At 60.8% G+C, this 21,478-nt stretch carries 20 protein-coding genes, 2 tRNA genes and 1 pseudogene; 13 read left to right on the forward strand and 10 right to left on the reverse strand.

From position 1 onward, the window contains the following. Positions 1 to 6: 6 nt before the first annotated feature. The 4 genes from PHO31112_RS05885 to PHO31112_RS05900 form a co-directional block, all read right to left on the reverse strand. Entirely contained in the window at positions 7 to 1,035 is a 1,029-nt protein-coding gene (locus PHO31112_RS05885) for a quinone-dependent dihydroorotate dehydrogenase (protein ID WP_150619628.1), read from the reverse strand. Positions 1,036 to 1,181: 146 nt separating this feature from the next. Further along, positions 1,182 to 1,958, reverse strand: coding sequence for an arginyltransferase (locus tag PHO31112_RS05890; protein WP_150619629.1), 777 nt, complete (start codon positions 1,956 to 1,958; stop codon positions 1,182 to 1,184). Further along, positions 1,955 to 2,719: a leucyl/phenylalanyl-tRNA--protein transferase gene (gene aat / locus PHO31112_RS05895; RefSeq protein ID WP_150619630.1), complete on the reverse strand. Its 765-nt coding sequence runs from the start codon at positions 2,717 to 2,719 to the stop codon at positions 1,955 to 1,957. The genes PHO31112_RS05890 and aat overlap by 4 nt, the downstream gene beginning before the upstream one ends. A 59-nt stretch (positions 2,720 to 2,778) precedes the next feature. Beyond that, positions 2,779 to 3,396 carry an NUDIX hydrolase gene (locus PHO31112_RS05900; protein ID WP_246177792.1) on the reverse strand — a complete coding sequence of 206 codons (618 nt, stop codon included), beginning with the start codon at positions 3,394 to 3,396 and terminating at the stop codon, positions 2,779 to 2,781. Between the two features lie 199 nt (positions 3,397 to 3,595). Here PHO31112_RS05900 and PHO31112_RS05905 point away from each other — a divergent pair. Continuing rightward, positions 3,596 to 3,672: transfer RNA gene (locus PHO31112_RS05905), tRNA-Met, on the forward strand. 114 nt (positions 3,673 to 3,786) lie between these two features. Beyond that, the gene (locus PHO31112_RS05910) at positions 3,787 to 4,251 is read left to right on the forward strand and encodes a GNAT family N-acetyltransferase (RefSeq protein WP_150619632.1); all 465 of its coding nucleotides are present in this window, start codon (positions 3,787 to 3,789) and stop codon (positions 4,249 to 4,251) included. Here PHO31112_RS05910 and PHO31112_RS05915 read toward each other — a convergent pair. Next, complete coding sequence (locus PHO31112_RS05915; RefSeq protein ID WP_150619633.1) at positions 4,220 to 5,104, reverse strand: EamA family transporter; 885 nt, start codon at positions 5,102 to 5,104, stop codon at positions 4,220 to 4,222. The genes PHO31112_RS05910 and PHO31112_RS05915 overlap by 32 nt on opposite strands. Before the next feature lie 230 nt (positions 5,105 to 5,334). Between PHO31112_RS05915 and dusA the strand changes: the two genes are divergently transcribed. The 5 genes from dusA (at position 5,335) to PHO31112_RS05940 (ending at position 9,995) form a co-directional block, all read left to right on the forward strand. Continuing rightward, on the forward strand, positions 5,335 to 6,348 hold the full coding sequence (gene dusA, locus PHO31112_RS05920; RefSeq protein ID WP_150619634.1) for a tRNA dihydrouridine(20/20a) synthase DusA: 1,014 nt from the start codon (positions 5,335 to 5,337) through the stop codon (positions 6,346 to 6,348). 186 nt (positions 6,349 to 6,534) lie between these two features. Further along, a tRNA-His gene (locus tag PHO31112_RS05925) sits at positions 6,535 to 6,610 on the forward strand. 1,111 nt (positions 6,611 to 7,721) lie between these two features. Continuing rightward, the gene (locus tag PHO31112_RS05930; RefSeq protein WP_150619635.1) at positions 7,722 to 8,246 is read left to right on the forward strand and encodes a hypothetical protein; all 525 of its coding nucleotides are present in this window, start codon (positions 7,722 to 7,724) and stop codon (positions 8,244 to 8,246) included. Positions 8,247 to 8,314: 68 nt separating this feature from the next. Beyond that, positions 8,315 to 9,420 (forward strand): IS3 family transposase gene (locus tag PHO31112_RS05935; RefSeq protein WP_150619636.1). Its coding sequence is split into 2 segments (ribosomal slippage): positions 8,315 to 8,578 and positions 8,581 to 9,420, totalling 1,104 coding nucleotides; the frame shifts between segments, so codons are not numbered across the junction. 98 nt (positions 9,421 to 9,518) lie between these two features. After that, positions 9,519 to 9,995, forward strand: coding sequence for a hypothetical protein (locus PHO31112_RS05940; RefSeq protein WP_150619637.1), 477 nt, complete (start codon positions 9,519 to 9,521; stop codon positions 9,993 to 9,995). Positions 9,996 to 10,151: 156 nt separating this feature from the next. On the opposite strand, the gene PHO31112_RS28125 is transcribed toward PHO31112_RS05940, so the two are convergent. After that, positions 10,152 to 10,355: a helix-turn-helix domain-containing protein gene (locus tag PHO31112_RS28125; RefSeq protein ID WP_150619638.1), complete on the reverse strand. Its 204-nt coding sequence runs from the start codon at positions 10,353 to 10,355 to the stop codon at positions 10,152 to 10,154. Between the two features lie 10 nt (positions 10,356 to 10,365). On the opposite strand from PHO31112_RS28125, the pseudogene PHO31112_RS05950 reads away from it, so the two are divergent. The 5 genes and pseudogenes from PHO31112_RS05950 to PHO31112_RS05975 all read left to right on the forward strand — a co-directional run. After that, positions 10,366 to 11,381: pseudogene (locus PHO31112_RS05950) on the forward strand (Tn3 family transposase); the annotation flags it as partial. Next, positions 11,378 to 12,334, forward strand: a complete 957-nt coding sequence (locus PHO31112_RS05955) for a hypothetical protein (protein WP_246177771.1) — start codon at positions 11,378 to 11,380, stop codon at positions 12,332 to 12,334. The pseudogene PHO31112_RS05950 and the gene PHO31112_RS05955, both read left to right, overlap by 4 nt. A 960-nt stretch (positions 12,335 to 13,294) precedes the next feature. Continuing rightward, a complete protein-coding gene (locus PHO31112_RS05965; RefSeq protein WP_150619639.1) occupies positions 13,295 to 13,654 on the forward strand; it encodes a hypothetical protein in 360 nt (119 codons plus the stop codon). Positions 13,655 to 14,620: 966 nt separating this feature from the next. Then, entirely contained in the window at positions 14,621 to 14,875 is a 255-nt protein-coding gene (locus PHO31112_RS05970) for a DUF1488 family protein (RefSeq protein ID WP_150619640.1), read from the forward strand. Between the two features lie 86 nt (positions 14,876 to 14,961). Then, entirely contained in the window at positions 14,962 to 15,213 is a 252-nt protein-coding gene (locus tag PHO31112_RS05975) for a hypothetical protein (protein WP_150619641.1), read from the forward strand. An 18-nt stretch (positions 15,214 to 15,231) separates the two neighbouring features. On the opposite strand, the gene PHO31112_RS05980 is transcribed toward PHO31112_RS05975, so the two are convergent. The 4 genes from PHO31112_RS05980 to PHO31112_RS05995 form a co-directional block, all read right to left on the reverse strand. Next, positions 15,232 to 16,929 (reverse strand): MBL fold metallo-hydrolase, encoded by a 1,698-nt coding sequence (locus tag PHO31112_RS05980; RefSeq protein ID WP_150619642.1) that lies wholly within the window; start codon positions 16,927 to 16,929, stop codon positions 15,232 to 15,234. Between the two features lie 145 nt (positions 16,930 to 17,074). Further along, positions 17,075 to 18,094 (reverse strand): alpha/beta fold hydrolase, encoded by a 1,020-nt coding sequence (locus tag PHO31112_RS05985; protein WP_150619643.1) that lies wholly within the window; start codon positions 18,092 to 18,094, stop codon positions 17,075 to 17,077. A gap of 67 nt (positions 18,095 to 18,161) precedes the next feature. Then, complete coding sequence (locus PHO31112_RS05990; protein ID WP_150619644.1) at positions 18,162 to 19,742, reverse strand: flavin-containing monooxygenase; 1,581 nt, start codon at positions 19,740 to 19,742, stop codon at positions 18,162 to 18,164. Between the two features lie 22 nt (positions 19,743 to 19,764). Then, positions 19,765 to 20,661: an SDR family NAD(P)-dependent oxidoreductase gene (locus PHO31112_RS05995; protein WP_150619645.1), complete on the reverse strand. Its 897-nt coding sequence runs from the start codon at positions 20,659 to 20,661 to the stop codon at positions 19,765 to 19,767. A gap of 122 nt (positions 20,662 to 20,783) precedes the next feature. Here PHO31112_RS05995 and PHO31112_RS06000 point away from each other — a divergent pair, with 122 nt between their 5' ends. Further along, positions 20,784 to 21,470, forward strand: coding sequence for a TetR/AcrR family transcriptional regulator (locus tag PHO31112_RS06000; RefSeq protein ID WP_246177772.1), 687 nt, complete (start codon positions 20,784 to 20,786; stop codon positions 21,468 to 21,470). Positions 21,471 to 21,478 lie beyond the last annotated feature (8 nt).

Genomic DNA, 21,478 nt, shown 5'->3' on the forward strand with positions numbered 1-21,478 from the left:
AGCCGGTCAGGCCGTACGCAGCGCTTGCACACATTCTCGCACCAGCTCGGGGCCGCGGTAAATCAGACCACTGTATATCTGAACGAGGCTGGCCCCCGCATCGAGCTTGGCTCGTGCGTCGGCACCCGACAGAATGCCGCCGACGCCGATGATCGGCAATGCGCCACCCAGTTCGGTGGCGAGCGCACGGATCACACGATTCGAGGCGTCGAACACCGGGCGTCCCGATAGGCCGCCCGTTTCGTTAGCGTACGGCAGGCCCGCCACGGCTTCGCGCGAGAGCGTCGTGTTGGTGGCGATCACGCCGTCGAAGCCGTGACGCGTGAGCGTATCGGCGATGACCTTGATCTGTTCGTCGTCGAGATCCGGCGCGATCTTGAGTGCGATCGGCACGTACTTGCCGTGACGATCGGACAGTTCGCGCTGCTTGTCCTTGAGCTTGCCGAGCAGAGCGTCGAGTTCGCCGGCGCCCTGCAATTGGCGCAGATTCTTGGTGTTGGGCGACGAAATGTTGACCGTTACATACGTGGCGTACGGATACACCTTCTCGAGACAGATGAGATAGTCGTCGACCGCGCGCTCGATCGGTGTGTCGGCGTTCTTGCCGATGTTCAGGCCCAACGGTCCTTTGTAGCGCGCCGACTGCACGTTCTGAAGAAACTGCTCGACGCCGCCGTTGTTGAAGCCCATGCGGTTGATGATGGCTTCGGCTTGCGGCAGACGGAATATGCGAGGCTTCGGATTGCCCGGCTGCGGGCGCGGCGTGACCGTGCCCACTTCCACGAAACCGAAACCCAGCGCGGCGAGGCCGTCGATGCAACGGCCGTCCTTGTCGAGGCCGGCGGCAAGACCGATGGGGTTTGGAAAGCGGATACCCATGACCGTACGCGGATCTTCGGGCAGCGTCTGACCAATGAGGCCGGTCAGTCCGAGCGAGGTGGCGGTGCGCAGCGTGGCCAGCGTCAGATGGTGGGCTTGTTCCGCATCGAGGCAGAACAAGGCGCGACGAGCCAGAGGGTAGAGGGGCGCAAGCACGATGTCGGGTTCGGCAGAATCGGAAAGTCGCCATTTTACCGGTATCCCGGTCGCAGAGCGCGTCTTTTTCTACGCTCTGCGTACTCTTGTTTTGGGCAGTGCCGGGGGATGGATGAGCGCGATGCGCACTACTGGCGTGACTGGGGCTATTGGCCGGCGGCGTCGAGTATGGCTTCCGGCATGTCTTGCCATTGACCGTCGAGCAGGCCTTGCAGCGGCCGGAAGTTGGCCTTGTACACCATCTTGCGGCTCGCCTGAATCCAGTAGCCGAGATAGACGTGCGGCAGCCCGAGGGCGCGCGCCTGTTCGATCTGCCACAGGATGTTGTACGTGCCGTACGACGCGCCTTCGACGTCGGGCTCGAAGAACGTGTAGACCGACGACAGGCCGTCGCTCAAGATGTCCACCATGCTGATCATGCGCAGTGCGCCTGCACCCTGATGGCCGGGCGGCTCGCGGAATTCCACCAGACGGGAGTTCACGCGGCTTTGCAGCAGGAATTGCTCGTATTGCTCGCGGCTGTCGTGGTCCATGCCGCCGCCCGCATGGCGCCGCGACTGATAGCGCATATAGAGCTGGTAATGCTCTTCGGTGTAATGCAGACCCGATACGTTGACGGCGAGGCCTGCGTGGCGTCTCCAGATGCGGCGCTGCGTGCGGTTCGGCACGAAGCGCGCGATCGGCACGCGCACCGGCACGCACGCGCGGCAGCCGTCACAGTACGGGCGATACGTGAAGACACCGCTGCGGCGAAAGCCGGAGCGAACGAGTTCGCTATAGACGTCCGAATTGATCAGATGGCTGGGCGTGGCGACCTGCGAGCGGGCCGTGTGATTGTCGAGATAGCTGCAGGGATACGGCGCCGTTGCGTAGAACTGAAGGGCAGACAGCGGAGAGAGCGGCAGTTCGTTCGGATGGGTCACTGGGAAACCTCGTGAGCCTTATCTGCTGCGTTACCGTAGACCAGTGCGCTAAGCACCTGTTTGTCCAGGCGCCAGACCGGCGCGGGGGCCATGACCGCCGTCTTCACGTGCGCGAGAAATGCCTGGCGCGGAATTTCGCCGCCGCCGAGCGACGCCAGATGTGCGGTACTTTGCTGGCAGTCTATCACCTCTATTGCGTGTGTGCGTGCAAACGCGACGAGCGCGGCAAGCGCGATTTTCGACGCATCGGTGCGCTTGGCGAACATCGATTCGCCGTAGAACATGCGGCCGATTGCCACGCCGTAAAGGCCACCGACACGCTCGCCGTCATAGAAGGTTTCCACGCTGTGGGCGAGCCCGGTGCCGTGCAGCGCACGGTAGGCGGCAACGATGGCTGGCGTGATCCATGTGCCGTCCTGGCCGCGACGCGGTGCCTGAGCGCATGCCTGCATGACTGCGGCAAAGTCGACGTCCAGGCGGATCTCCCAGGCGTCGTCGCGTAGCACGCGGCGCAGCAATTTACGGAAGTTATGGCTGACGACGAAGTTCTCGGGGCGCAACACCATGCGCGGGTCGGGGCTCCACCAGAGAACGGGCTGGCCCTGTGAGTACCACGGGAAGATGCCCTGCCGGTAGGCGGCGAGCAGACGTTGTGCAGAGAGGTCGAGTCCGGCCGCGAGCAGCCCCGGCGCCTCGCTCGATGCGTCGAGCGCTTCGTCCACCGGCGGGAACGGATCGTTTGCTTCGAGCCAGACGACCATGGTGAGGTTAGCGCTCCGGAGCGGCGGTCGGCTTCATGCGACGCGCGATGAGTGTGCGCTCAGACACGCAGCATCGGTGTGAGGATGTCCTCGGTGTGCGCTGTATTGACGGGCAGCGACGGTACCGGTGCCCCCGGCACGGCGGCTTCGTCTTGCGACGCTTCGAGGTGTACGCCGAACGCCCCTGCACGACGGTCTTCGAAGAAGAAGCGCAGGGTCTTCGCCACGGTCGGGAAGGCGATCTCGTCCCAAGGGATCTCGTCTTCCGAAAACAGGGCGACTTCGAGGCTCTCTTCGCCGGCGGCGAACTGCGGCTCGCACATCTGTGCCAGATAGAAGATATGAACCTGATTCACATGCGGTACGTTGAGCAGCGAGAAGAGGGCGCCGACTTCGACGACGGCGCCGGCTTCTTCGAGTGTCTCGCGAGCGGCAGCCTGTGACGTCGTCTCGCCAATTTCCATGAAGCCTGCGGGTAGCGTCCAGTAACCGAGACGCGGCTCGATGGCGCGTTTGCAAAGCAGCACCTGATCGCCCCACACAGGCACTGTGCCGAGCACGTTGCGCGGGTTCTGATAGTGGATGGTGCCGCAATGGGTGCAGACATGCCGCTCGCGATTATCGCCGGGCGGAATGCGCAACTCGACCGGGTGGCCGCAGGCGGAACAGAATTGGATGAGAGGACGTCGGTTCATGGTTGCTGCGAGTGTATCATCGGCAACGCACGCTGTGCGGCAAGGCCAACGGCGCGTTGGGGTAACCCGTGTTGAGGCACATGTGACGGTTTTCCCTCGGCTCCCAGACCTGCGCCAGAAAAATAATCGGTCAGTTATGTTGCACTGCGATGGCAATTGCCATATAATTCAATTCTTCAGACGCGGGGTGGAGCAGTCTGGCAGCTCGTCGGGCTCATAACCCGAAGGTCACAGGTTCAAATCCTGTCCCCGCAACCAAATTCGAAAGCCTGATTTCTACAAGAAATCAGGCTTTTTGCGTTTTGCCTCCGTCGCGCATTTTTGTGATGGGTGCGCGTGCGCGTCTCTCGACATATCCACTTGCGGGTTTCCATGTCAGGCATCTTCACCACGAACGAAAAGGAATTCGACGCCATCGTTGAGCTTTGGGAGGTATCCGTGCGCGCGACGCACGATTTCCTGGGCGACGCCGATATCGCCTGGCTGCGCCCGCGCATTCGTCATGACTATCTGGGGGCGGTCACGCTGCGCGTATTTCGTGACGACGCTGGCGCCCTTCGCGGTTTTCTGGGGGTGACGCAGGGCAATGTGGAGATGTTGTTTGTTGCGCCCGACGTGCGCAGACAAGGCATCGGCGCTGCGTTGCTAGCCTATGCCGTGCGTGAACTGGGTTGCACGAGTGTTGACGTGAACGAGCAGAACCCGCAGGCGCTGGCGTTCTATCTGCGCGAAGGGTTCGAGGTGATGGGGCGATCGGAACTCGACGGGCAGGGCCGCCCGTTCCCGCTGCTACACATGCGGCTCGCTAGCGCGAAGCCGGTAGCAGGCGCTGTTTGATCTTCGCGCCGAAGACGTTCACCACGAGGCCGGTCATCACCAGTGCGGCCCCTGCGATTTGTGCTTCGGCCAGTTGTTCGTCGAGCAGCAGCGCGGCGGATGCAAGGCCGATGATCGGCACGAGCAGCGAGAACGGCGCGACCTGACTGGCGGGGTAGCGCGTCATCAGGCGGCCCCACAGCGAATAGCCGACGAGCGTTGCGATGAAGGCGAGATAGGCGATGGCGAAGATCGAGGCCGCGGAGATATGCGACAGCGAGTTGGCGATTTGCTGCGGGCCTTCGAACCAATAAGAGAGCAGCGCGAACGGAATCGGCGGAATCAGGCTGGCCCAGACCACGAGGCCGACGAGATCGACATTGCCGATCTTTTTCGTGATGACGTTGCCTGTCGCCCAGCTAAGCGACGCGCAGAGCGTGAGCACGAAACCGAGTGGCGTCATCGCGCCGCCGCCGTGCATGCCGATGACTGCGAGGCCCGCTGCTGCGATGAGCAGGCCGAAGACGTTCTGCGCGCGAAAGCGTTCTCCGAGGTACAGCACAGCGAGCCCCAACGTGAAGAACGCCTGCGCCTGAAGCACGAGTGACGCGAGGCCGGCGGGCATACCGACGTACATCGCGGTAAACAACAGTGCGAATTGCCCGAACGAAATCGTGATGCCGTAGGCGATCAGCCAGCGCCAGGGCACCTGCGGACGTTTGACAAAGAAGATCGCAGGGAAGGCGGCGAGCAGGAATCGGAGGGCGCCCAGCAACATCGGCGGCACGCCATGCAGGCCGACCTTGATGACGACGAAGTTCACGCCCCAGGCGAGTACGACGATAAGTGCCTGCAACAGATCCTTCGGTGCCATGCCGGTGTCTCCTTGTGCTGCATCGAGGTTATTGGAGGAAGGCGAAAGTGTACTCCTGGGGCGTCGACGTGTCGCGTGGAAAACCGGGGCCACGGCTTGTGGGGCAGGGCTCATGCGGTTTGCCCCGTCCGGGCGGGTGTCGAGGGCATGACGTATACTTCGTGTTTTGTTGATGAAGAGACGCCGTCTTGCCAGGACAAGATGGCGTTTGCCGTATCTGAGGAAATTGCATGAGATTGCCTGCCCGCCGCGTCAGTGTCGCGCCGATGATGGATTGGACGGATTCGAGCTGTCGCGTCTTTCATCGCCAGCTTTCGCGCCATACGTGGCTGTATACCGAGATGGTCACGACCGGTGCGCTGCTGCACGGCGACGTCGCGCGCCATCTCGACTTCGATGCCGTGGAGCATCCCGTTGCGCTACAGCTTGGCGGCAGTGAGCCGCAGGATCTCGCGCGCGCTGCGACGCTGGGCGAGCAGTGGGGGTATGACGAGATCAACCTGAACTGCGGTTGTCCGTCGGAGCGCGTGCAGCGCGGTGCGTTCGGCGCTTGTCTGATGGCCGAGCCGGAACTGGTGGCCGACTGCGTGAAAGCGATGCGCGACGTGGTGCAGGTGCCGGTGACGGTCAAGCATCGCATCGGGATCGACGACGTCGAGTCGTTCTCGTTCGTCGAGGACTTCGTTGGCAAGATTGCAGAGGCCGGTTGCACGACGTTCATCGTTCATGCGCGCAATGCCATTCTGAAGGGATTGAGCCCGAAGGAGAATCGCGAGATTCCGCCGCTCAAGTACGACTATGCGTATCGTCTCAAGCAAGTCTTCCCACAGCTCGAAATTCTGATTAACGGCGGTGTGAAGACGCTCGATGAAGTCGAACTGCATTTGCAGCATGTCGACGGTGTGATGCTGGGCCGGGAGGCGTATCACAATCCCTACGTACTGGCGCACGTCGACGCGCGCTTCTATGGCGACACGTCGCCGGTGAAATCACGCGAGGAAGTGGAAGACGCGCTGATCGAGTACGCCGCGGCGCAAGTGGAGAAGGGCAAGTATCTTGGCGCGATCACGCGTCATGCGTTGGGTCTGTATCGAGGTGTGCCGGGCGCGCGTGGGTGGCGTCGTGTGCTATCCGATCCGAAGCGTCTGAAGGCGGGTATCGGCGCGTTCGAAGAGGCGCGTGAGCAGTTGCGTGCGGGCGCGGTTTCCGAGCGAGACGATGCGGAGTCGTTCGCAGCAGCGTGATCCTGGGGCGGCGAACGAACGTGCTTTGCGAGCGTTTGCCGCGTTAGATGACGATGTCGCGCATCGATCGTGCACGAGAGCGAAGAAATATTTCGAAGCAGTGAAAAAAGTGCTTGGCAACGCAATAAAAACGTCGCTATAATCTTGTTTCTGTTCAGCAAGCAAGTCAAGTTGCTGATCACGGCGGTGGCCGTAGCTCAGTTGGTAGAGTCCTGGATTGTGATTCCAGTCGTCGTGGGTTCGAGTCCCATCGGTCACCCCAAAACTCCTTGTTTTTCCCGGTAATAACCACTTCGTTTTTCAACGAAATCCCCGTTTGTCAATTTGCTCACTTCGTCGGTGACGCCTTTTTCACGCGTCTGCGATCGTAGTACCGCATCGTTGTGCCCGGGTCTGCGTGTGCCGCAAAGTCGAACACGTCCGCCTCTCGGCGCTCGAGCTTTTCTGTGATCGCCCCAGGTCTTCCGTCGTTCAGCGTGAAGTACGCTGGGTGGCCGGTGATCAGATATGACGCTCGCTTCTCCGGATCACCCCATTCCGCTCGCACTGCTCGATCGAACGACGCGATCCATGCAAACTGCACACCCTGCCGTACACACCCCCAACCGCTGCGCGTGTAACCGCATCACTCAAATGGTGGATGCGCAGATTGGGTCTTGCATGCGAAGCTCGCCGTGGAGCGGTTAATGGCTCTGCTCGGTTTTCGAGCCGCTCTATGTGCAAGCTGTTGAAATTCGTCTGCTAATTGCCCTACAAATCGCGACCGTTCATTCCACAAGAATCAAAACTTCTACGGGGAAATGCATGTTCAAATCAACGATTGCGGCACTGTGTCTTCTCGGTTGCTCCGCGGCATTTGCTGCGTCCGACGCTCAAATGATCGCGCCTCCGCCCATTCCCGAGCCACACAAGCCCCCGCCTATTTCAACAAGCTCCGTAGTACCGCTCGGAATGACGCCGAGCGGTAATGCTGGTGGCGCGATGGTTGCGTATATAGACACAGCTTCGAACCGATTGATCACATGTCTTGTGTGGTTTTCAAACGGGAAGCCGAAGCCGGACTGTTCAGTGACTGCAGCCCCCTAATTCCATCGCTCACCCTCAAGAGAGCAGACCCGAGATCCTGATCAGATCGGGGAAGAGGGATACGGGCTATTTATCGCCGCCGCGCCGACGCGGATCTGCTCACTTGAAGGTGCTTTGGCTTCCACCGAGCGGCCAGCCTGGGGTAAGCGATTGTCTACTCTGCAAGGCCCACCGCCGGCATGCCTAACGCCGTTGCCAAGCGTCTCATGAGCGAAATGTAGTAGACGAAACTTGGGCAGGCCGTAGTCTATGGACGGTGCCTATCCATTTTCAAAAAAGGAGCTGTCATGCCGATCTTAAGAACTGGCCATGATGTCCGAGCGTATGCACGAAACCATGACGGCGGCTCTCTCCGCGATCAGCGCGCTGAGGACACCAAAATCGTTCGCAACATAGTTCACGATTTCTCGGGGAATGTATTTTTCCTTGAACGGGTGAGGTCGGCGATCTTGTATCTACACCGGCAGTTGAATTTCGGTGCGGGTCATGTGTCGTTAAGCTCCTCAGTATCTGCTTTTCTTGCCGGAACGGCGGAGCCTTCACCTGATAATGAACAGCTGGAACGCATGTCAGCGGCCCTCATTCGCCTGTGCACCCGCCGCCATGCCACATTTGACAAGATCTTCTATGGCGAATCACACCTTCCGTGCCACATCACCGAAATCCTGAGAGATGTGACGGACTTAGTGAGTGTTGCTCACAGCCAGTCAGTGACAGAGTGGCACGGAGCCTCTTTAGAAGCGCCGTTGGCTGAACTGGCCGGAAGTTACGAAAGTTCGCTTGAGGAGCAACACGGTGCTGATCTGCATTGAGAAATCCGGACCACCTGGAATGTTCGTCTTTCGGCAAACTTTACCCTTGGAAAAAGGAGGGGTTTGCCATGAAACGCAAGCGCTTTTCAGTCGAACAGATTGTGGCGGTACTGAAGCAAGCGGAATTGGGCGTGCCGGTCGCCGATCTCATCCGGCACGTCGGTATTTCTGAACAGACGTTCTACCGATGGAAAAAGCAATATGCCGGTATGCAGTCCGATCAGGTGCGCGAACTCAAACAGTTGCAGGAAGAGAACGCACGGCTCAAGAGGTTGGTTGCTGAGCTAAGTCTGGACAAGGCCATTCTGCAGGACATCGCCTCAAAAAATGTATGGTCCGGCCCGCGCTGAGGAAAGACGTGGTGGATTACGTGATAAGCCACTATGGATTAACGATGAGGCGGGCCTGTCGGCTAGTCAAGCAACCCCGCAGCGTGCAGTATTACCAAAGCGTGAAAGACCCTCGGCCGGCGCTCCGTGCACGCATGCGAGAGCTTGCCTATACGCGGGTGCGTTACGGCTACCGGCGTGTACACGTGCTGCTACGGCGCGAAGGCTGGCAGTTGGGCCGGGATCAGGCATACCGGCTGTACTGCGAAGAGCAACTGCAGTTACGCTCAAAACTGCCCAAGCGACGCAAGATGGTCGTCACCCGTGTGCAGAAGATTGTGCCAGGCAAACCGAACGACGCCTGGAGTATGGATTTCGTCTCAGACCAACTCGCAGACGGGTCGAAGTTCCGCACATTGACGGTCGTGGACGTGTTTACGAAAGAAGCGCTGGCCATCGAAGTCGGACAGCGGTTGAGGGGCGAGCATGTGGTGTCGGCACTCAATCGTATCGCTGCCAGGCGCGGCGCCCCACGACATATTTTCGTGGACAACGGCAGCGAATTTTCCGGGCGCTTGCTCGACATGTGGGCGTATCACCACATGTCGAGAATTGACTTCAGTCGCCCGGGAAAGCCGACGGATAATTGCCACATTGAGACGTTTAACGGATCATTCCGCGACGAATGTTTGAACTTGCATTGGTTCGAGATGCTGCACGAAGCAAAGGCGATCATCGAAGCGTGGCGCCAGGACGATAACGAGAGTCGGCCTCACTCAGCTCTCAAAGAGCTGGCACCAGCCGAATTCGCCCGACAACTGGTGTTTTTACCCGGGGCAGCTTGACCCGCAACGCCGAAAAACTCGCTCTAGATTTGGTCCGGAGAACCCAAGCGGATCAGACTGCGAAAACACTATTGTTCCAATCGGAATGGAGTCGTCCTATGGGAATGCATCGAAAGGTTGCGTATGCGCTCACCGCTGCCTTGACCTGCCTGACGGGGTTCACCCTGCACGTACTGGACGTGGACATCTTGGAAAAATGGCTCGCTGGTCAGCCGATGGGGCCGAGTTATTCCCTGTCCGTGACCCTTTTGGCTGCGCTCACGTCGATCGAAGTGGGTATCGGGCTGGTTCTGTTATATGGACTCATTCGCCCGATGTTGAAGCGGCAAAGTCTGATTGCGCGTGGCTTGGTGATGGCATTGCTGCTACTGGCGAGCCAGGGTCGCTTGCTCAGGCAACTCGTAATGGACCAGGTAGTTGGTGGTCTGGCGTGGCAAGGGCTGATTCGCGACTTGGTCCCTTGGCTGATCTGGATGGTGATGTGTCTGGTTCTGGTGTGGGCCTATGAGCGGTTTATTCAGCTCAAGGCCGTCCGGTCAAGTTTCGCGTCGGGCACTCACCCGGTTTCGGAATGAGATGCGCTGTCTACTATTGGGGAGCGGGAAAGGCGTGATTCATCCGTCTTGCACGCTGGATTTCGGGGCAGGGGAGCAATGAAACAGGGAAGTCAGTTAAGCTCGAACGCGCCTGAGACGTAAAGTTTCCGGAGGATGCCGCCTGCAGGGGACGTGCTATGCCCCTCCGGGTAGACGAGTGAGGGTTCGATAGACGGTTGGGCGGGAAACGGAAAACAACTCGGCCAGATCGCTGACGGAATGATTGCCATCGTCATGCAGTCGACATAATTCCTTTTGCTGTTTGATGGAAAGCTTGGGTCGCTTTCCCCGCAGTTTTCCCTTGGCGCGTGCGATGGCCATGCCTTCGCGGGTGCGCATGCGGATCAGACTGGACGAGACCTACCGACGCGTCGCCGCGCGACTGCCCGAGAACGACGCCGTGCGTTTCGAGACGGTTGGCGACAGGACCGAACTGGTGCTCAGTCCCTTGGAGGCGCTGGATGAACCGCCATCGCTGATCGCTTGCAATGCCGTACTGGTTGCTGCGCAGAACCGCATCGCGCTGGCACGCACTTGGGGCGGTGGCGACGTGGCCTCTGCCCACCGATGCGTTTCGTGGTACAGGTGCGCACCATTCACGCCGCGCCGAACCCGAAATACTTCAATCGTGGGCGCGGCGTCACCTGGTACAACTTGTTGTCGGATCAGGGTACCGGGCTGAACGCGATCACAGTCCCCGGCACGCTGCGCGACAGCCTAGTGCTCATGGCCGTCGTGCTGGAGCAGCGGAGCGAGTTGCAGCCCACGCAAATCATGACCGAGACCGGCGCGTACAGCGACGTGGTATTCGGCCTGTTCCGGCTACTGGGCTACCGCTTCCGCCCGCGTCTGGCCGATATCGGCGGCACGCGTTTCTAGCGTGTCGACGCCCAGGCCGACTACGGCAAACTCAATGCGCTGGCACGGCAGCGGGTGAATCTCGACCGCATCACGCGGCATTGGGACGACGTGCTGCGCCTGATCGGCTCGCTCAAGCTCGGCCTATTACCCGCGATGGGAATCATGCGTACCTTGCAGGTCGGTAAGCGTCCGACCAGCTTGGCACGCGATGTCTTCCACGGCAAGCGCGGCGAACTGTTCCAACGCTACCGCGAAGGGCAGGAAGACCAGTTGAGCACGCTCGGCCTGGTCGTGAACATGATCGTGCTGTGGAATACGTTGTACATGGACGCGGTGCTGACGCAGTTGCGCAGCGAGGACTATTCGGTACGGCCTGAGGACGAAGTCCGGCGGTCACCGTTCGGCCACGAGCACATCAACATGCTTGGGCGCTATTCATTCTCAGTGCCGGAATCGGTTGCCCGCGGAGAACTGCGCCCTTTAACAAGAGGGAATGAACTATGAAGTACGGGAAAATGATGCCATCAGGCCTGCTCGCGTTGACTTTGATGCTCTGTTCGTACACAGCAGGAGCCGTTGAAAACTACATCTACACGTCGGCCGGAGATTTCGATTCGGTGAAAACGCTGCTGAACCGGCCCGACATTAGTGGAGCGCAAATCGTCTACCCGTGGCGCATGCTGGAAAAAAGCAAAGGCGTGTACGACTTCTCGCCAATCGAAAAGGATCTGGCCCATCTCCAGTCGCTTCACAAGCGGCTCTTCATTCAATTGCAGGACCGATTCTTCTCAATAGATGCACGACGCATTCCCCAGTATCTCCTGGAGGATCCGGTTTATGGTGGCGGATTGGTCAAACAGGGCGATGCATCTGGCGAGACAGGCTGGGCATCAAAACAATGGAATCCACACTTACGCGAACGGTACCAGGCGCTGCTTAAAGCGTTGGCGGAACACTTCGACGGCCGCATCCGAGGCATCAATCTCCCCGAGACCGCGATCGATGTCGCCGATCGAAAGGACCACGGCGATTTCACTTGCGACGGCTACTTTCAGGCGACCATCGACAATATGGCGTACGCGAGGAAGGTATTCCGGCAAAGCGCGGTGGTCCAGTACGTCAACTTCTGGCCCTGCGAATGGAACAATAGCCATCGCTATATGGAACGGACCTTTGAATTCGCAGCCGCGCATCACATCGGCCTTGGCGGGCCCGATGTCCTGCCCTACAAGCCGGGGCAGATGCATAACGCCTATCCGTTCTTTAACCGGTACAAGGGACGACTCGATCTGGTCGCCATGGCAGTTCAGGAGCCTGACTTGAACTATCGCGACCCTCGGACCGGCAAGCGGGCCGGAAAGGCGGAGCAAACTGATTTCGCAGTCAATTATCTGGGAGCCAACATCATCTTCTGGGCAACCTCAGCGCCCGGGTTTCGGGAGGGCAGGAAGAAGTAGGAACCGATCGGCGCAACACTCGTCGAGCAGCTTCAATAATGGCCGCGTACGCTTAACTGACTTCCCTGTTCCATTGCTCCCCAAACCCCATTGACGACTTCCTCGATCACGCGCCGTATGTCTGGATTCCGGTTGGTGAGCCACAAGCTGCGCAGTTGGTCGATGGGCAGGTCTGACGATCGGGGATTGAGAGGCATATTTTCCCTCCTCTACGCCGCGACATACTCATCGAGTGCAGGAATCCGTCCGTGCTGGAAAAGCACCTTGGGCGCTTCCATCGCGCCTGTCTCGGGATCAACCATCACCTCATAGGCTGCGACTCCGATTGCCGGTCGCGCATCGAGTGGGCAACGCGCACGGCGCCGACGCTTGTCCCGGCCGGCCGAACCTCTACGGGGAGCAGTCCACCGAGACCCTCTGCGGAACGGGACGACGATGAATCTGGTGGTGTGCGGGTCTCGCGTGGCGGCCTCCCTCGGTGACTTCGGGGGAGGGAAACTAGCACAGAATACTGTATGAAAATGGGGCTTCCCCAGATCCAGTGGGCAAACATTGGCGTGTTACGGCCAGCCATCCTGGTGATGCCAATTTTGTGCCGCACTTCCCATGTGGAGGTATTCTTCCGCTATTGCCCATTAACTGATTTGATCTCGTATGTTCACGAGTCGTGTTCCCACAGCAATAGTTATCTCTAGCGTAATATCCCCCAGCAGACTTGAGGCTTGTGCGCCCCGTCAAGCTAATGGCCCATTCGACGGGCTCGCATCAAACGCCAATCTTGTTGTTGGCACTCCATCGCCAAGTAATATTGAATTAGGGTTGGTCGGCATGGGGCAGGCACTTTTACTGTCTGACACGCGCGAGAGCTTTCCAAGGGCATCGACTATCGGATGTGGGCCGTGTCTTGGGGTCGCAGTGATATACAGAGGTAATCAAACAGCTCGGGCAATTCTTGCACACTTGCAACCCGAAGCCGACCACGCTGTGTTCGCGGAAAACATCCTCGCCGCATTCCCCGACGATGTTTGTGCGGATGTGCAGCTTCACATCACGACAGTCATGAGCGAGGTTTGCTATGAGGCCGAGCGACAGCAGTCATCCATCGAGCGGCTAATATCAGAAATTGCGGAGAAGTACGATTACGTTGTATTTGATGACGACAACGTGTTCCGGCATGGCAGTCCTTCATTGTCGGTGGATATGGCGACGCTTCAAGTATCAACGTCCCTGTTAGGGAGCGCCGAGTTTTCTGCAGCTGATTTTGACTACATGGAAGCTCAAAAGAAGCGGGATGCAGCTTCTCTGCACTACTTTCGATAGCGTTGCAGCGGGCCATGGTGTGGCCCCATTGACTATCCAAGGCTGGCGCTTGAATTCTGGTCGGTTACAGGGCGGGACGCCAATGGCCCGTTGACGAAATGCTGAGGAGTCATACCGCATGAGGCACGATAAACGACACGGCCGACTATGGCGACTGGCTTGGCGCTCGATCGACGGATGAGGCGCGGTCTTTCGTGACGCTGCCGGATGCAGGGTCCATGGCCGCTTGGGCCAACGCAGCGCCGGAAAGGAAGGCGAAATCGTCGTGATTTCTTGTCAACGATCGCCCGCAAACCCTTGTCGCACCGTGCCACGATTCGGCGATGCGATTGACAAATCGGTGTTGCTAAGAACTTGAAATAAAATGGAAAAATGAGGTTTGATCACTGAATTTTGATTCCAGTCGTCGTGGGTTCGAGTCCCATCGGTCACCCCAAAATTCCCTTGTGGTTCGTAGCGTTGTTCGCGTCAAGTTCTCTCCCGGTCAGGGAAAATTTCCAAGAAATTCATGTGTCGGGCATTCAGCCAGCCACGTCATTTTTTGACTTCGTCTTCGTACATAAAGCACTCCGGTGAGAATAATTCGGCCAGGTTGACTGGCCGCCTGAGGGCGCGATGTCGTATGAGAGCGATTCATGGCATCGCTTGGCGGGGAGGCGCCCCCTGAGCAAAGGCTGACAAAGTTTGATCTATGTCTAATCCTGCGTTCGACGTCGGCCGCCAATGCGAGCGAGGCCGTCCATAATGATCTCGTCATGTTTTCATGACCCTGTCTTCCCGGGTGGTCATGGTGCCCCATGCGACCCGGTTTCGAGACCCACCCCCCAGGTGGGTCTTTTTTCGTCTGCGCCGCCCTCCGCCGCATTCCAGGTGAAATGTGCCGATGCCACCTATTGAATTCGAACGTGCTACGCTTTTCGAAAGCGTAGGGTGTTTTTCGACTTTCAGGACACAGCGGAGACGGCAATGAGTTCCTTCCTGCATGGCGGCATCGGACTCGGAAACGACGGTGAGTTCGTGCGTTTTTACGTCAACGTCGATGGCAGCGTTTTCAACTGCCAGATCGGGCGGGCCGCACTCAATCGTCTCGCAAAAGCCGACGCCAGCGGCGAAGCACTCTTCGATCAGTTCATGGATGCCGAAGACGAGATTGTCGAGCTTGCCGCCAACGCGATTGCCAGTGGTGTGCGCACCGAGCCCATCGTCATCGATGTGCCCTGAGCCCACGCGAGTCAACCCTTTCGCGCCGAACACGAGCCACCCCATTCGACATGCCGTTTCCTGCATCCCGCCAACCGGAGTCTGTTATGAACTACGCATCGCATGAGCAAGTCTACGAATACCGCGCAGGTTATCAAGTTCGCGTGCGCGCCTTTCAGAAGGAGTACGCCGGGCCGTGGGACTATCTGGTGCAGGTCATCAAACACGGCAAACCGGAGGGGCCTGAGGTGCGATCCCCCGATGGGCACCGCGACAATCGTGTCGACGCGGAGATGGCCGGGCGTAAGGCCGGAGAGCGCATCGTCGACGAGTTGCTCGGCGACGATTCGTACGAGTGATGCCAGCTGGGGGCAGTCTCAATTCCTCGTCGCGGCACCGGCATGTCGCCGCCATCGACCGTCTGCCGATACCGAAGCGAGACCGTCCTCCGCCAGTTTCTCCAGATGCGCCTGCAAGGAGCGCCGGGCAACGGCGTGCCGTGACACGGGCACATCCGCATACACCATCGGTATGAGCGTCTCGATCGTCGCCGGCCCTGTCTGCGCAAGCGCATCGAGCGCGCGCGACTCGCGCGCGAGCCGATGCGCGATGAGCCGGGCAATTCGTTGCGCCGGCTGATCCATCACAAAGCCATGCCCCGGGGCGAGCCACTCGGGCGCAAGCGCGGCCAGTTTCTCAAGCGACGCCAGATAGGTCGCCATATGCCCGTCAGGCGGGTTGATGACGACTGTCGAGCCCTGCATGACGTGGTCGCCGGTGAAGACCAGCTTCGCGCCTTCCAACGCATAGCAAAGATGATTGGTCGCATGCCCCGGTGTATGAATCGCGCGCAGGATACGGCCGTCCGGCAACGTCACGGCGTCGCCGTCTGCCAGCGTTACGTCAGGCACGAACGCGATGTCTTGCCCTTCGTCATGACGCGCACGCATGCCATAGGTCGTTGCCCCCGTCCGCGCTTTCAACAGGCGCGCGCCGGGTGAATGATCGCGGTGCGTATGGGTGACGAAAATCTGCCGGACGGGGCCGCGAGCGGCGCCCAGGATTGCGTCGATGTGCGCCGGGTCATCGGGGCCCGGATCGATCACCGCCCACGCGTTGTCCGAACCACCGCCCACCAGATACGTATTCGTGCCGGGGCCGGTCATCATGCCCGGATTCGGTGCGGTCAGACGCAGCATGCCGGGCATCAGCGTCACCACCCGCCCTGGCACAATCTCGTAGCTGCCCGTGCCTTGTTCGTGCGGATCGGTCAGGGTCAATTCAGCCCAGGCCGGTTCGTCCGGTGTGACCGGCCAGTGACCCCGTTTGCCGCTGGCAAGACGCGGCTGAATGCGCGGTATCCCTTTCAGTGCCGCTGCGGCGGCTATCGCCTGCTCCCTGGTGCCCATGCCCTCCAGCCATTGCAGCAGTTTGCGCGTAGGCGGCAGCAGACGAAGTTGATCGGCATGCGTGAGGGCGTACCGGGGGCGCATCCATCGGTGCGCCGCCGTCTCGATCTGATCGACTTCGACCTGTTGGCCCTCGGGCAGCATCGCCAGAAAGAACCGCGTGTCAAAACGCTTTGCCAAGCCGAGTGGCGTAACCCAATGACTCAGATAGTGCAGACGTTGCGCGGCAAGCTGCACGTCGAACGAGTGGCATAGCGATGCAATATCGACCCGCCCCTCGTGCAACGCCTCGCGTTCACCGCGCATGATGCCGAGGCGACGTTCGTCGACGGGGGCGCCAGAACCATCGTTGGCGAACAACACGCCCGTTTCCTCAAAGCATTCCCTCATGGCAGCCACGTAGTAATCGAGGCCACCCTCGGGCAGTTGCAGACGCTGACTGGCCGTCGCGTCGTCGAGGGCATCGCACACGACGTGGCCCAGCCGGTCGGCAGCATCGACGACGCCGCCGGGGAACACGTAGGCATCGGAACTGAAGTCGCTCGCGCGTACGGCGCGTCGCAACAGCAGGACTTCCATGCCGCTGACTCGCTCGCGCAGCACGACGAGGCTGGCGGCCATTCGGAGGCTGGGTGGCGCCGGGTGGGCTTCGTGACGATCGGACATGAGGCATGCGCACGCAAGTCGCGCTGAATCGGGAAGCGTCTAGTTTGCCACTGGAAGGCCCTCGCCGCAGGCGGGGCTACCCGCGACGTGCGGCGCGAGCGGTGTGTGCGATGTCCGGGGGGGGGGGGAATGTGTCAGGGCGGCGTCATGACGCCGTGCCATTCGCCACATGCACCGACACGGTCATGGCAGGCTGGGAGGCACCGTACTGTGGCGCGGTCATGCATGCTGCAACGTCCTTCAGCCATTGCATCGTCGCCTCGGGCTGCGTGACGGGCAGCATGTGGCCGCCGTCCACGAGCGTCAATTGCACGCGCTCGCTGGCGAGCGGCATGGTCTCGCCTTGCAGTCGGTAATCGAGAATACGGTCGCCACGTCCATAGAGGATGTCGACGGGGACCGACAAGGCTGGGTAACGTGCCGCGAGGCTGGGCATGTCGCGCTCGGCGGCGAGGATGTCGACGCTGCCCGCTTCGAAGTTGCCCGGCCTGAAGCCGAGCACGCCGCCGCCGCGAACGAGGAAGTCCTTCGGGGCGTCTTCCGGGCCGAAGACATACGTGAGCGTCGTGCGGCCCGTCATCATGCCGATGGGCACGGCGAGGGTGCGTCCGACCCAGCGGCGCCAGCGGGCGCTGCGAATGGCCAGGGCGCGAAAGGCGGCGGGTACCTCGGACACTGGCTGCGTCAGCGGCGCGATCAAGGCGAGTGCGCCGACGCGTTGCGGATGATCGAGCGCCAGCGCCAGCGATACCGCCCCGCCCAGCGAGTGCCCCACGACAAGCGGACGCTCGAGCGCGAGGGTGTCGATCAATCGGGCGACGGCGTTCGCCTGCGAGGCAATCGCGCCGTCGTGTTGTGCGGCGCGCGTCGAGTAGCCGGACCCTGGCCGGTCGACGAGCACGACGCGATGTGTGCGCGCCAGCGCTGCCAGCGGCAAATAGGCGAAGTTGCGCAACTGACCGCAAAGGCCGTGAATGAAGACGACGGCCGGACCCTGGCCGAAATCGACGTAATGCAGGCGTTCGCCATCGATATCGAGATATTGGCCGTCCGGCGGCACGGCCGCTTCGGCTCGGCGCGCGACGCGATGCGTGAAACGCATCAACACGACCGCAATGGCGGCAAACGCAATGACGAGGCAACCGAACAAATAAGCAATGAGCATGATGTCGTATCTAGCAGCAGGCAAAGTGAGTCAGGGTGCATCGTAACGATGCGGGGCGCAAGCGGGCTTAACGTGTCGCCGATGCCACGGCGCTCGTCGTATTCGACGCCTGTGAGGCCGTAGTCGCGTCCGGCCCGACCAAGCGCGTCGCGCGACGCTCGAAATGCATGGCGCCATCGTCGACGCTGCCCCAACGCATCAATCGCAAATCGCGCAGGTAATTCTGATAGAACACCCACGGCTTGCGGCCACCTTGTTTTGGCAGTGCCCCGGCGGCGCGTTGAATGTAGCCCGACGTCAGGCCGATGGCCGGCATCTCGCCGCGCTCGCCGTCGCGCAATCGCGGCACGCAGGTGTCTGCGCCCTGCGCATTCATATGATTGATGAGACGGCAAACGTATTGCGCGATCAACTCGGCTTTGAGTGTCCACGACGCATTGGTGTAACCGAAGACCGATGCGAGGTTGGGCACATCGCTATACATCATGCCCTTGTAGGCGACCGAGTCGGAGAGCACCACGGGTTTGCCGTCGACCAGCAGACGGGCGCCGCCCATCAACTGCACGCGCAGGCCGGTCGCCGTCACGACGATGTCGGCGTCGAGCGTCTTGCCGCTCTTGAGGGCGAGTCCGTTCGTTGTGAAGGACGCGATCTCGTCCGTCACGATGGCGGCTCGTCCACCGCGCAACGCCTTGAAGATATCGCCGCCCGGTGCGAGGCAAAGCCGTTGATCCCACGGTTGATAGCGGGGCGTGAGGTCGCGTTCGACGTCGACATGACCTTGTGCCTGCCGTGCTGCGCGGCGAATCAGTACGCGACGGATGGCGTTCGGCCAGCGTCGCGCCGCATTGTAGAAGCCGAGGGCGATGAGCACGTTCTTCGCGCGCACGACGTGGTGTGCCATGCCCGCCGGTAGCCACGCGCGCAAACGTTCGGCGACGCCGTCGCGACTCGGCATCGACAGGATGTAGCTCGGCGAGCGTTGCAGCATGGTGACGTGCGCCGCCGTCGCCGCCATGCTCGGCAGCAGCGTTACCGCCGTGGCGCCGCTGCCGACGATGACCACGCGCTTATCGCGATAGTCGAGATCCTGAGGCCAGTGCTGCGGATGCACGATGGCGCCGGTGAAGGTGTCCATGTCCGGCCACGCCGGTGCGTGTCCGGCGTCGTAGGCGTAATACCCACTGCACATGAAGAGGAAGTGGCACGTGAGGGTCTGCGTGTCCTGACGACTATCGGCGTGTGTGCGTTCGATGTCCAACGTCCAGCGCGCGATCGTCGAATCCCAGCGGGCTTCACGAACCTTGTGGCCGTAGCGGATCAGGCTGTCGAGCCCCTCTGCGCGAGCGGTGTCCTTGAGATAGTCGAGAATCTCGCCGCCATCGGCAATGGCCTGAGGGCTGGCCCAAGGACGGAAGCTGAAGCCGAGCGTGAACATGTCGGAGTCGGAGCGCACGCCGGGATAACGGAAGAGATCCCACGTGCCGCCGAGCGACTGGCGCGCTTCGAGCATGGCGAACCGCGTGCCAGCGCAGCGCTCGCGCAGGAAATGCGCGGCGGCGATACCGGAGAGTCCTGCGCCGACGATGATGACGTCGAGGTCCGTGGGGACACGGGCGATGTCGGTGGCTGTCGTGTTTGCCGTCATGGCGATGGTCTCCGGGCGTCGTTTATTTGGTTGCCGTGGCGCGAGCCGCTGCGTCGCGCTTGGTCGACGAAGGCTTGCGAGCCATGGCTGAGCGCCGGTAGAACCAGGCCACCACGGCCTGATAGCGCGCGCCGAGCAGACGGGCCAGTTTATCGACGCGGTGTGCGTCGTTGCCGACGAGCACGCGTCGTGCATTACGCTCGACGCCCGCGAGGATCTGCCGCGCGGCGGCGTCCGCACTCGTCGCGTCGATGAGCTTGTTGGCGCGCCGGCGGTGCGTGTGGGCGTCCACGCCGGTGAGCATGGTGATGCTGTCGTCGATACGCGAGGTCTGCACAATATTGGTCGCGACGCCGCCCGGATGTACACACGTACACGAGACGGGCGCGTGTGCCAGTTCAAGCTCCATCCGCAACGCTTCGGTGAAGCCGCGCACGGCGAATTTGCTGGCGTTATAGGCCGATTGGGTCGGCATGGCGATGATGCCGAACAGGCTCGACGTATTGACGATATGCCCTTCGCCGGACGCCATCAGGTGGGGGAGAAACGCCTGCGTACTATGCACTACGCCCCAGAAGTTGATGTCCATCAGCCATTTGAAATCTTCCTCGCGCATGGTCGCCACCGGCACCGACAACGAAACGCCGGCATTGTTGAAGACGAGATTGACCTTGCCGTGGGCCGCGGCCGTCTCGTGAGCCCAGGTGAAAACGGCGTCTCGATCGGCGACGTCGAGCCGTTGCGCCGTGACGCGAACGCCCAACGTGCGGCAGACAGTGGCCGTGTTCGCCACGCTGTTCTCGTCGATATCCGATAATGCGAGGTGCGTCCCGCGGCGCGCCAGTTCGAGCGCCAGCGAACGGCCCATGCCCGATCCGGCACCGGTAATGGCTGCCACTTTGTCCGTAAACGTCGTCATGGTGTTTGTCTCCGATTCGTGACGCGTCTACCCACCGCCAAGTGATGGGCATCGCATTATCTGTAATTTGGTGTTGAGTGTCACCACTTTAGTTTTGCCCTTAGGTGATGTCAAATAGCGAAATGGAACAAGGGCTCGAATCGAGAGATGCCGCGTCGACGGCATCGCCAACTGCGGGGCCGGTTGCGCCGCCAGCGGCGACCGGCGGGCGGCGCTATGGCGGGGTGGGGCAGGCCCAGCGGGAGCAGGCACGCCTTACTGCACTGATCGATGCCGCCACGGAAGTCTTCGGCACGGTGGGATTTCGTCGCGCAACGGTGCGTTCGGTGTGCCGTCTGGCCAAGCTCAACGACCGGTATTTCTACGCGGCGTTCGAGAATCTGGAGCATTTGTTGCGTGCGACGTATGCGCATCATGCGCAAACCTTGCTCGGGCAGTTGCAAGCCGCCATTACTGCGAGCGCACCAACGCTCGACGCGCGGCTCGATGCCAGTCTGCACAGTTTTTTCGCGTTTCTGCGCAACCCGCATGCGGCGCGTGTCTTGCTGCTCGAGGTGATGGGCGTGAGCCCCGAGACGGACCAGGCCTATCACCGCTATATCTCGGAATTCGCAAAGCTGATCCTGAGCATGGCCAACGTGCCGCCACCGGCCAGTGAGGATGCGCAAGCGCAGGCGAGAATTGTCGGCGTGGCGCTGGTGGGCGCGATGACCAACGCCGGCACCGCCTGGGTGCTCACGGGCTATCAGGAGAGCGAGGCATGCATGGTGGCGAGTTGCCGCCGTGTGTTGCGAGGTGCGCTTGTTTGACGTGGCCG

The sequence above is a fragment of the Pandoraea horticolens genome (genome assembly GCF_902459555.1).
GTDB lineage: Bacteria > Pseudomonadota > Gammaproteobacteria > Burkholderiales > Burkholderiaceae > Pandoraea > Pandoraea horticolens.

What these genes read in the sequence shown, in the direction of transcription:
- aat (WP_150619630.1), bottom strand. Translation starts at nt 2,719, where the DNA reads ATGGTCGTCTGGCTCGAAGCAAACGATCCGTTCCCGCCGGTGGACGAA.
- PHO31112_RS05910 (WP_150619632.1), top strand. Translation starts at nt 3,787, where the DNA reads ATGTCAGGCATCTTCACCACGAACGAAAAGGAATTCGACGCCATCGTT.
- PHO31112_RS05915 (WP_150619633.1), bottom strand. Translation starts at nt 5,104, where the DNA reads ATGGCACCGAAGGATCTGTTGCAGGCACTTATCGTCGTACTCGCCTGG.
- dusA (WP_150619634.1), top strand. Translation starts at nt 5,335, where the DNA reads ATGAGATTGCCTGCCCGCCGCGTCAGTGTCGCGCCGATGATGGATTGG.
- PHO31112_RS05930 (WP_150619635.1), top strand. Translation starts at nt 7,722, where the DNA reads ATGCCGATCTTAAGAACTGGCCATGATGTCCGAGCGTATGCACGAAAC.
- PHO31112_RS05940 (WP_150619637.1), top strand. Translation starts at nt 9,519, where the DNA reads ATGGGAATGCATCGAAAGGTTGCGTATGCGCTCACCGCTGCCTTGACC.
- PHO31112_RS28125 (WP_150619638.1), bottom strand. Translation starts at nt 10,355, where the DNA reads ATGCGCACCCGCGAAGGCATGGCCATCGCACGCGCCAAGGGAAAACTG.
- PHO31112_RS05955 (WP_246177771.1), top strand. Translation starts at nt 11,378, where the DNA reads ATGAAGTACGGGAAAATGATGCCATCAGGCCTGCTCGCGTTGACTTTG.
- PHO31112_RS05970 (WP_150619640.1), top strand. Translation starts at nt 14,621, where the DNA reads ATGAGTTCCTTCCTGCATGGCGGCATCGGACTCGGAAACGACGGTGAG.
- PHO31112_RS05975 (WP_150619641.1), top strand. Translation starts at nt 14,962, where the DNA reads ATGAACTACGCATCGCATGAGCAAGTCTACGAATACCGCGCAGGTTAT.
- PHO31112_RS05980 (WP_150619642.1), bottom strand. Translation starts at nt 16,929, where the DNA reads ATGTCCGATCGTCACGAAGCCCACCCGGCGCCACCCAGCCTCCGAATG.
- PHO31112_RS05985 (WP_150619643.1), bottom strand. Translation starts at nt 18,094, where the DNA reads ATGCTCATTGCTTATTTGTTCGGTTGCCTCGTCATTGCGTTTGCCGCC.
- PHO31112_RS05990 (WP_150619644.1), bottom strand. Translation starts at nt 19,742, where the DNA reads ATGACGGCAAACACGACAGCCACCGACATCGCCCGTGTCCCCACGGAC.
- PHO31112_RS05995 (WP_150619645.1), bottom strand. Translation starts at nt 20,661, where the DNA reads ATGACGACGTTTACGGACAAAGTGGCAGCCATTACCGGTGCCGGATCG.
- PHO31112_RS06000 (WP_246177772.1), top strand. Translation starts at nt 20,784, where the DNA reads ATGGAACAAGGGCTCGAATCGAGAGATGCCGCGTCGACGGCATCGCCA.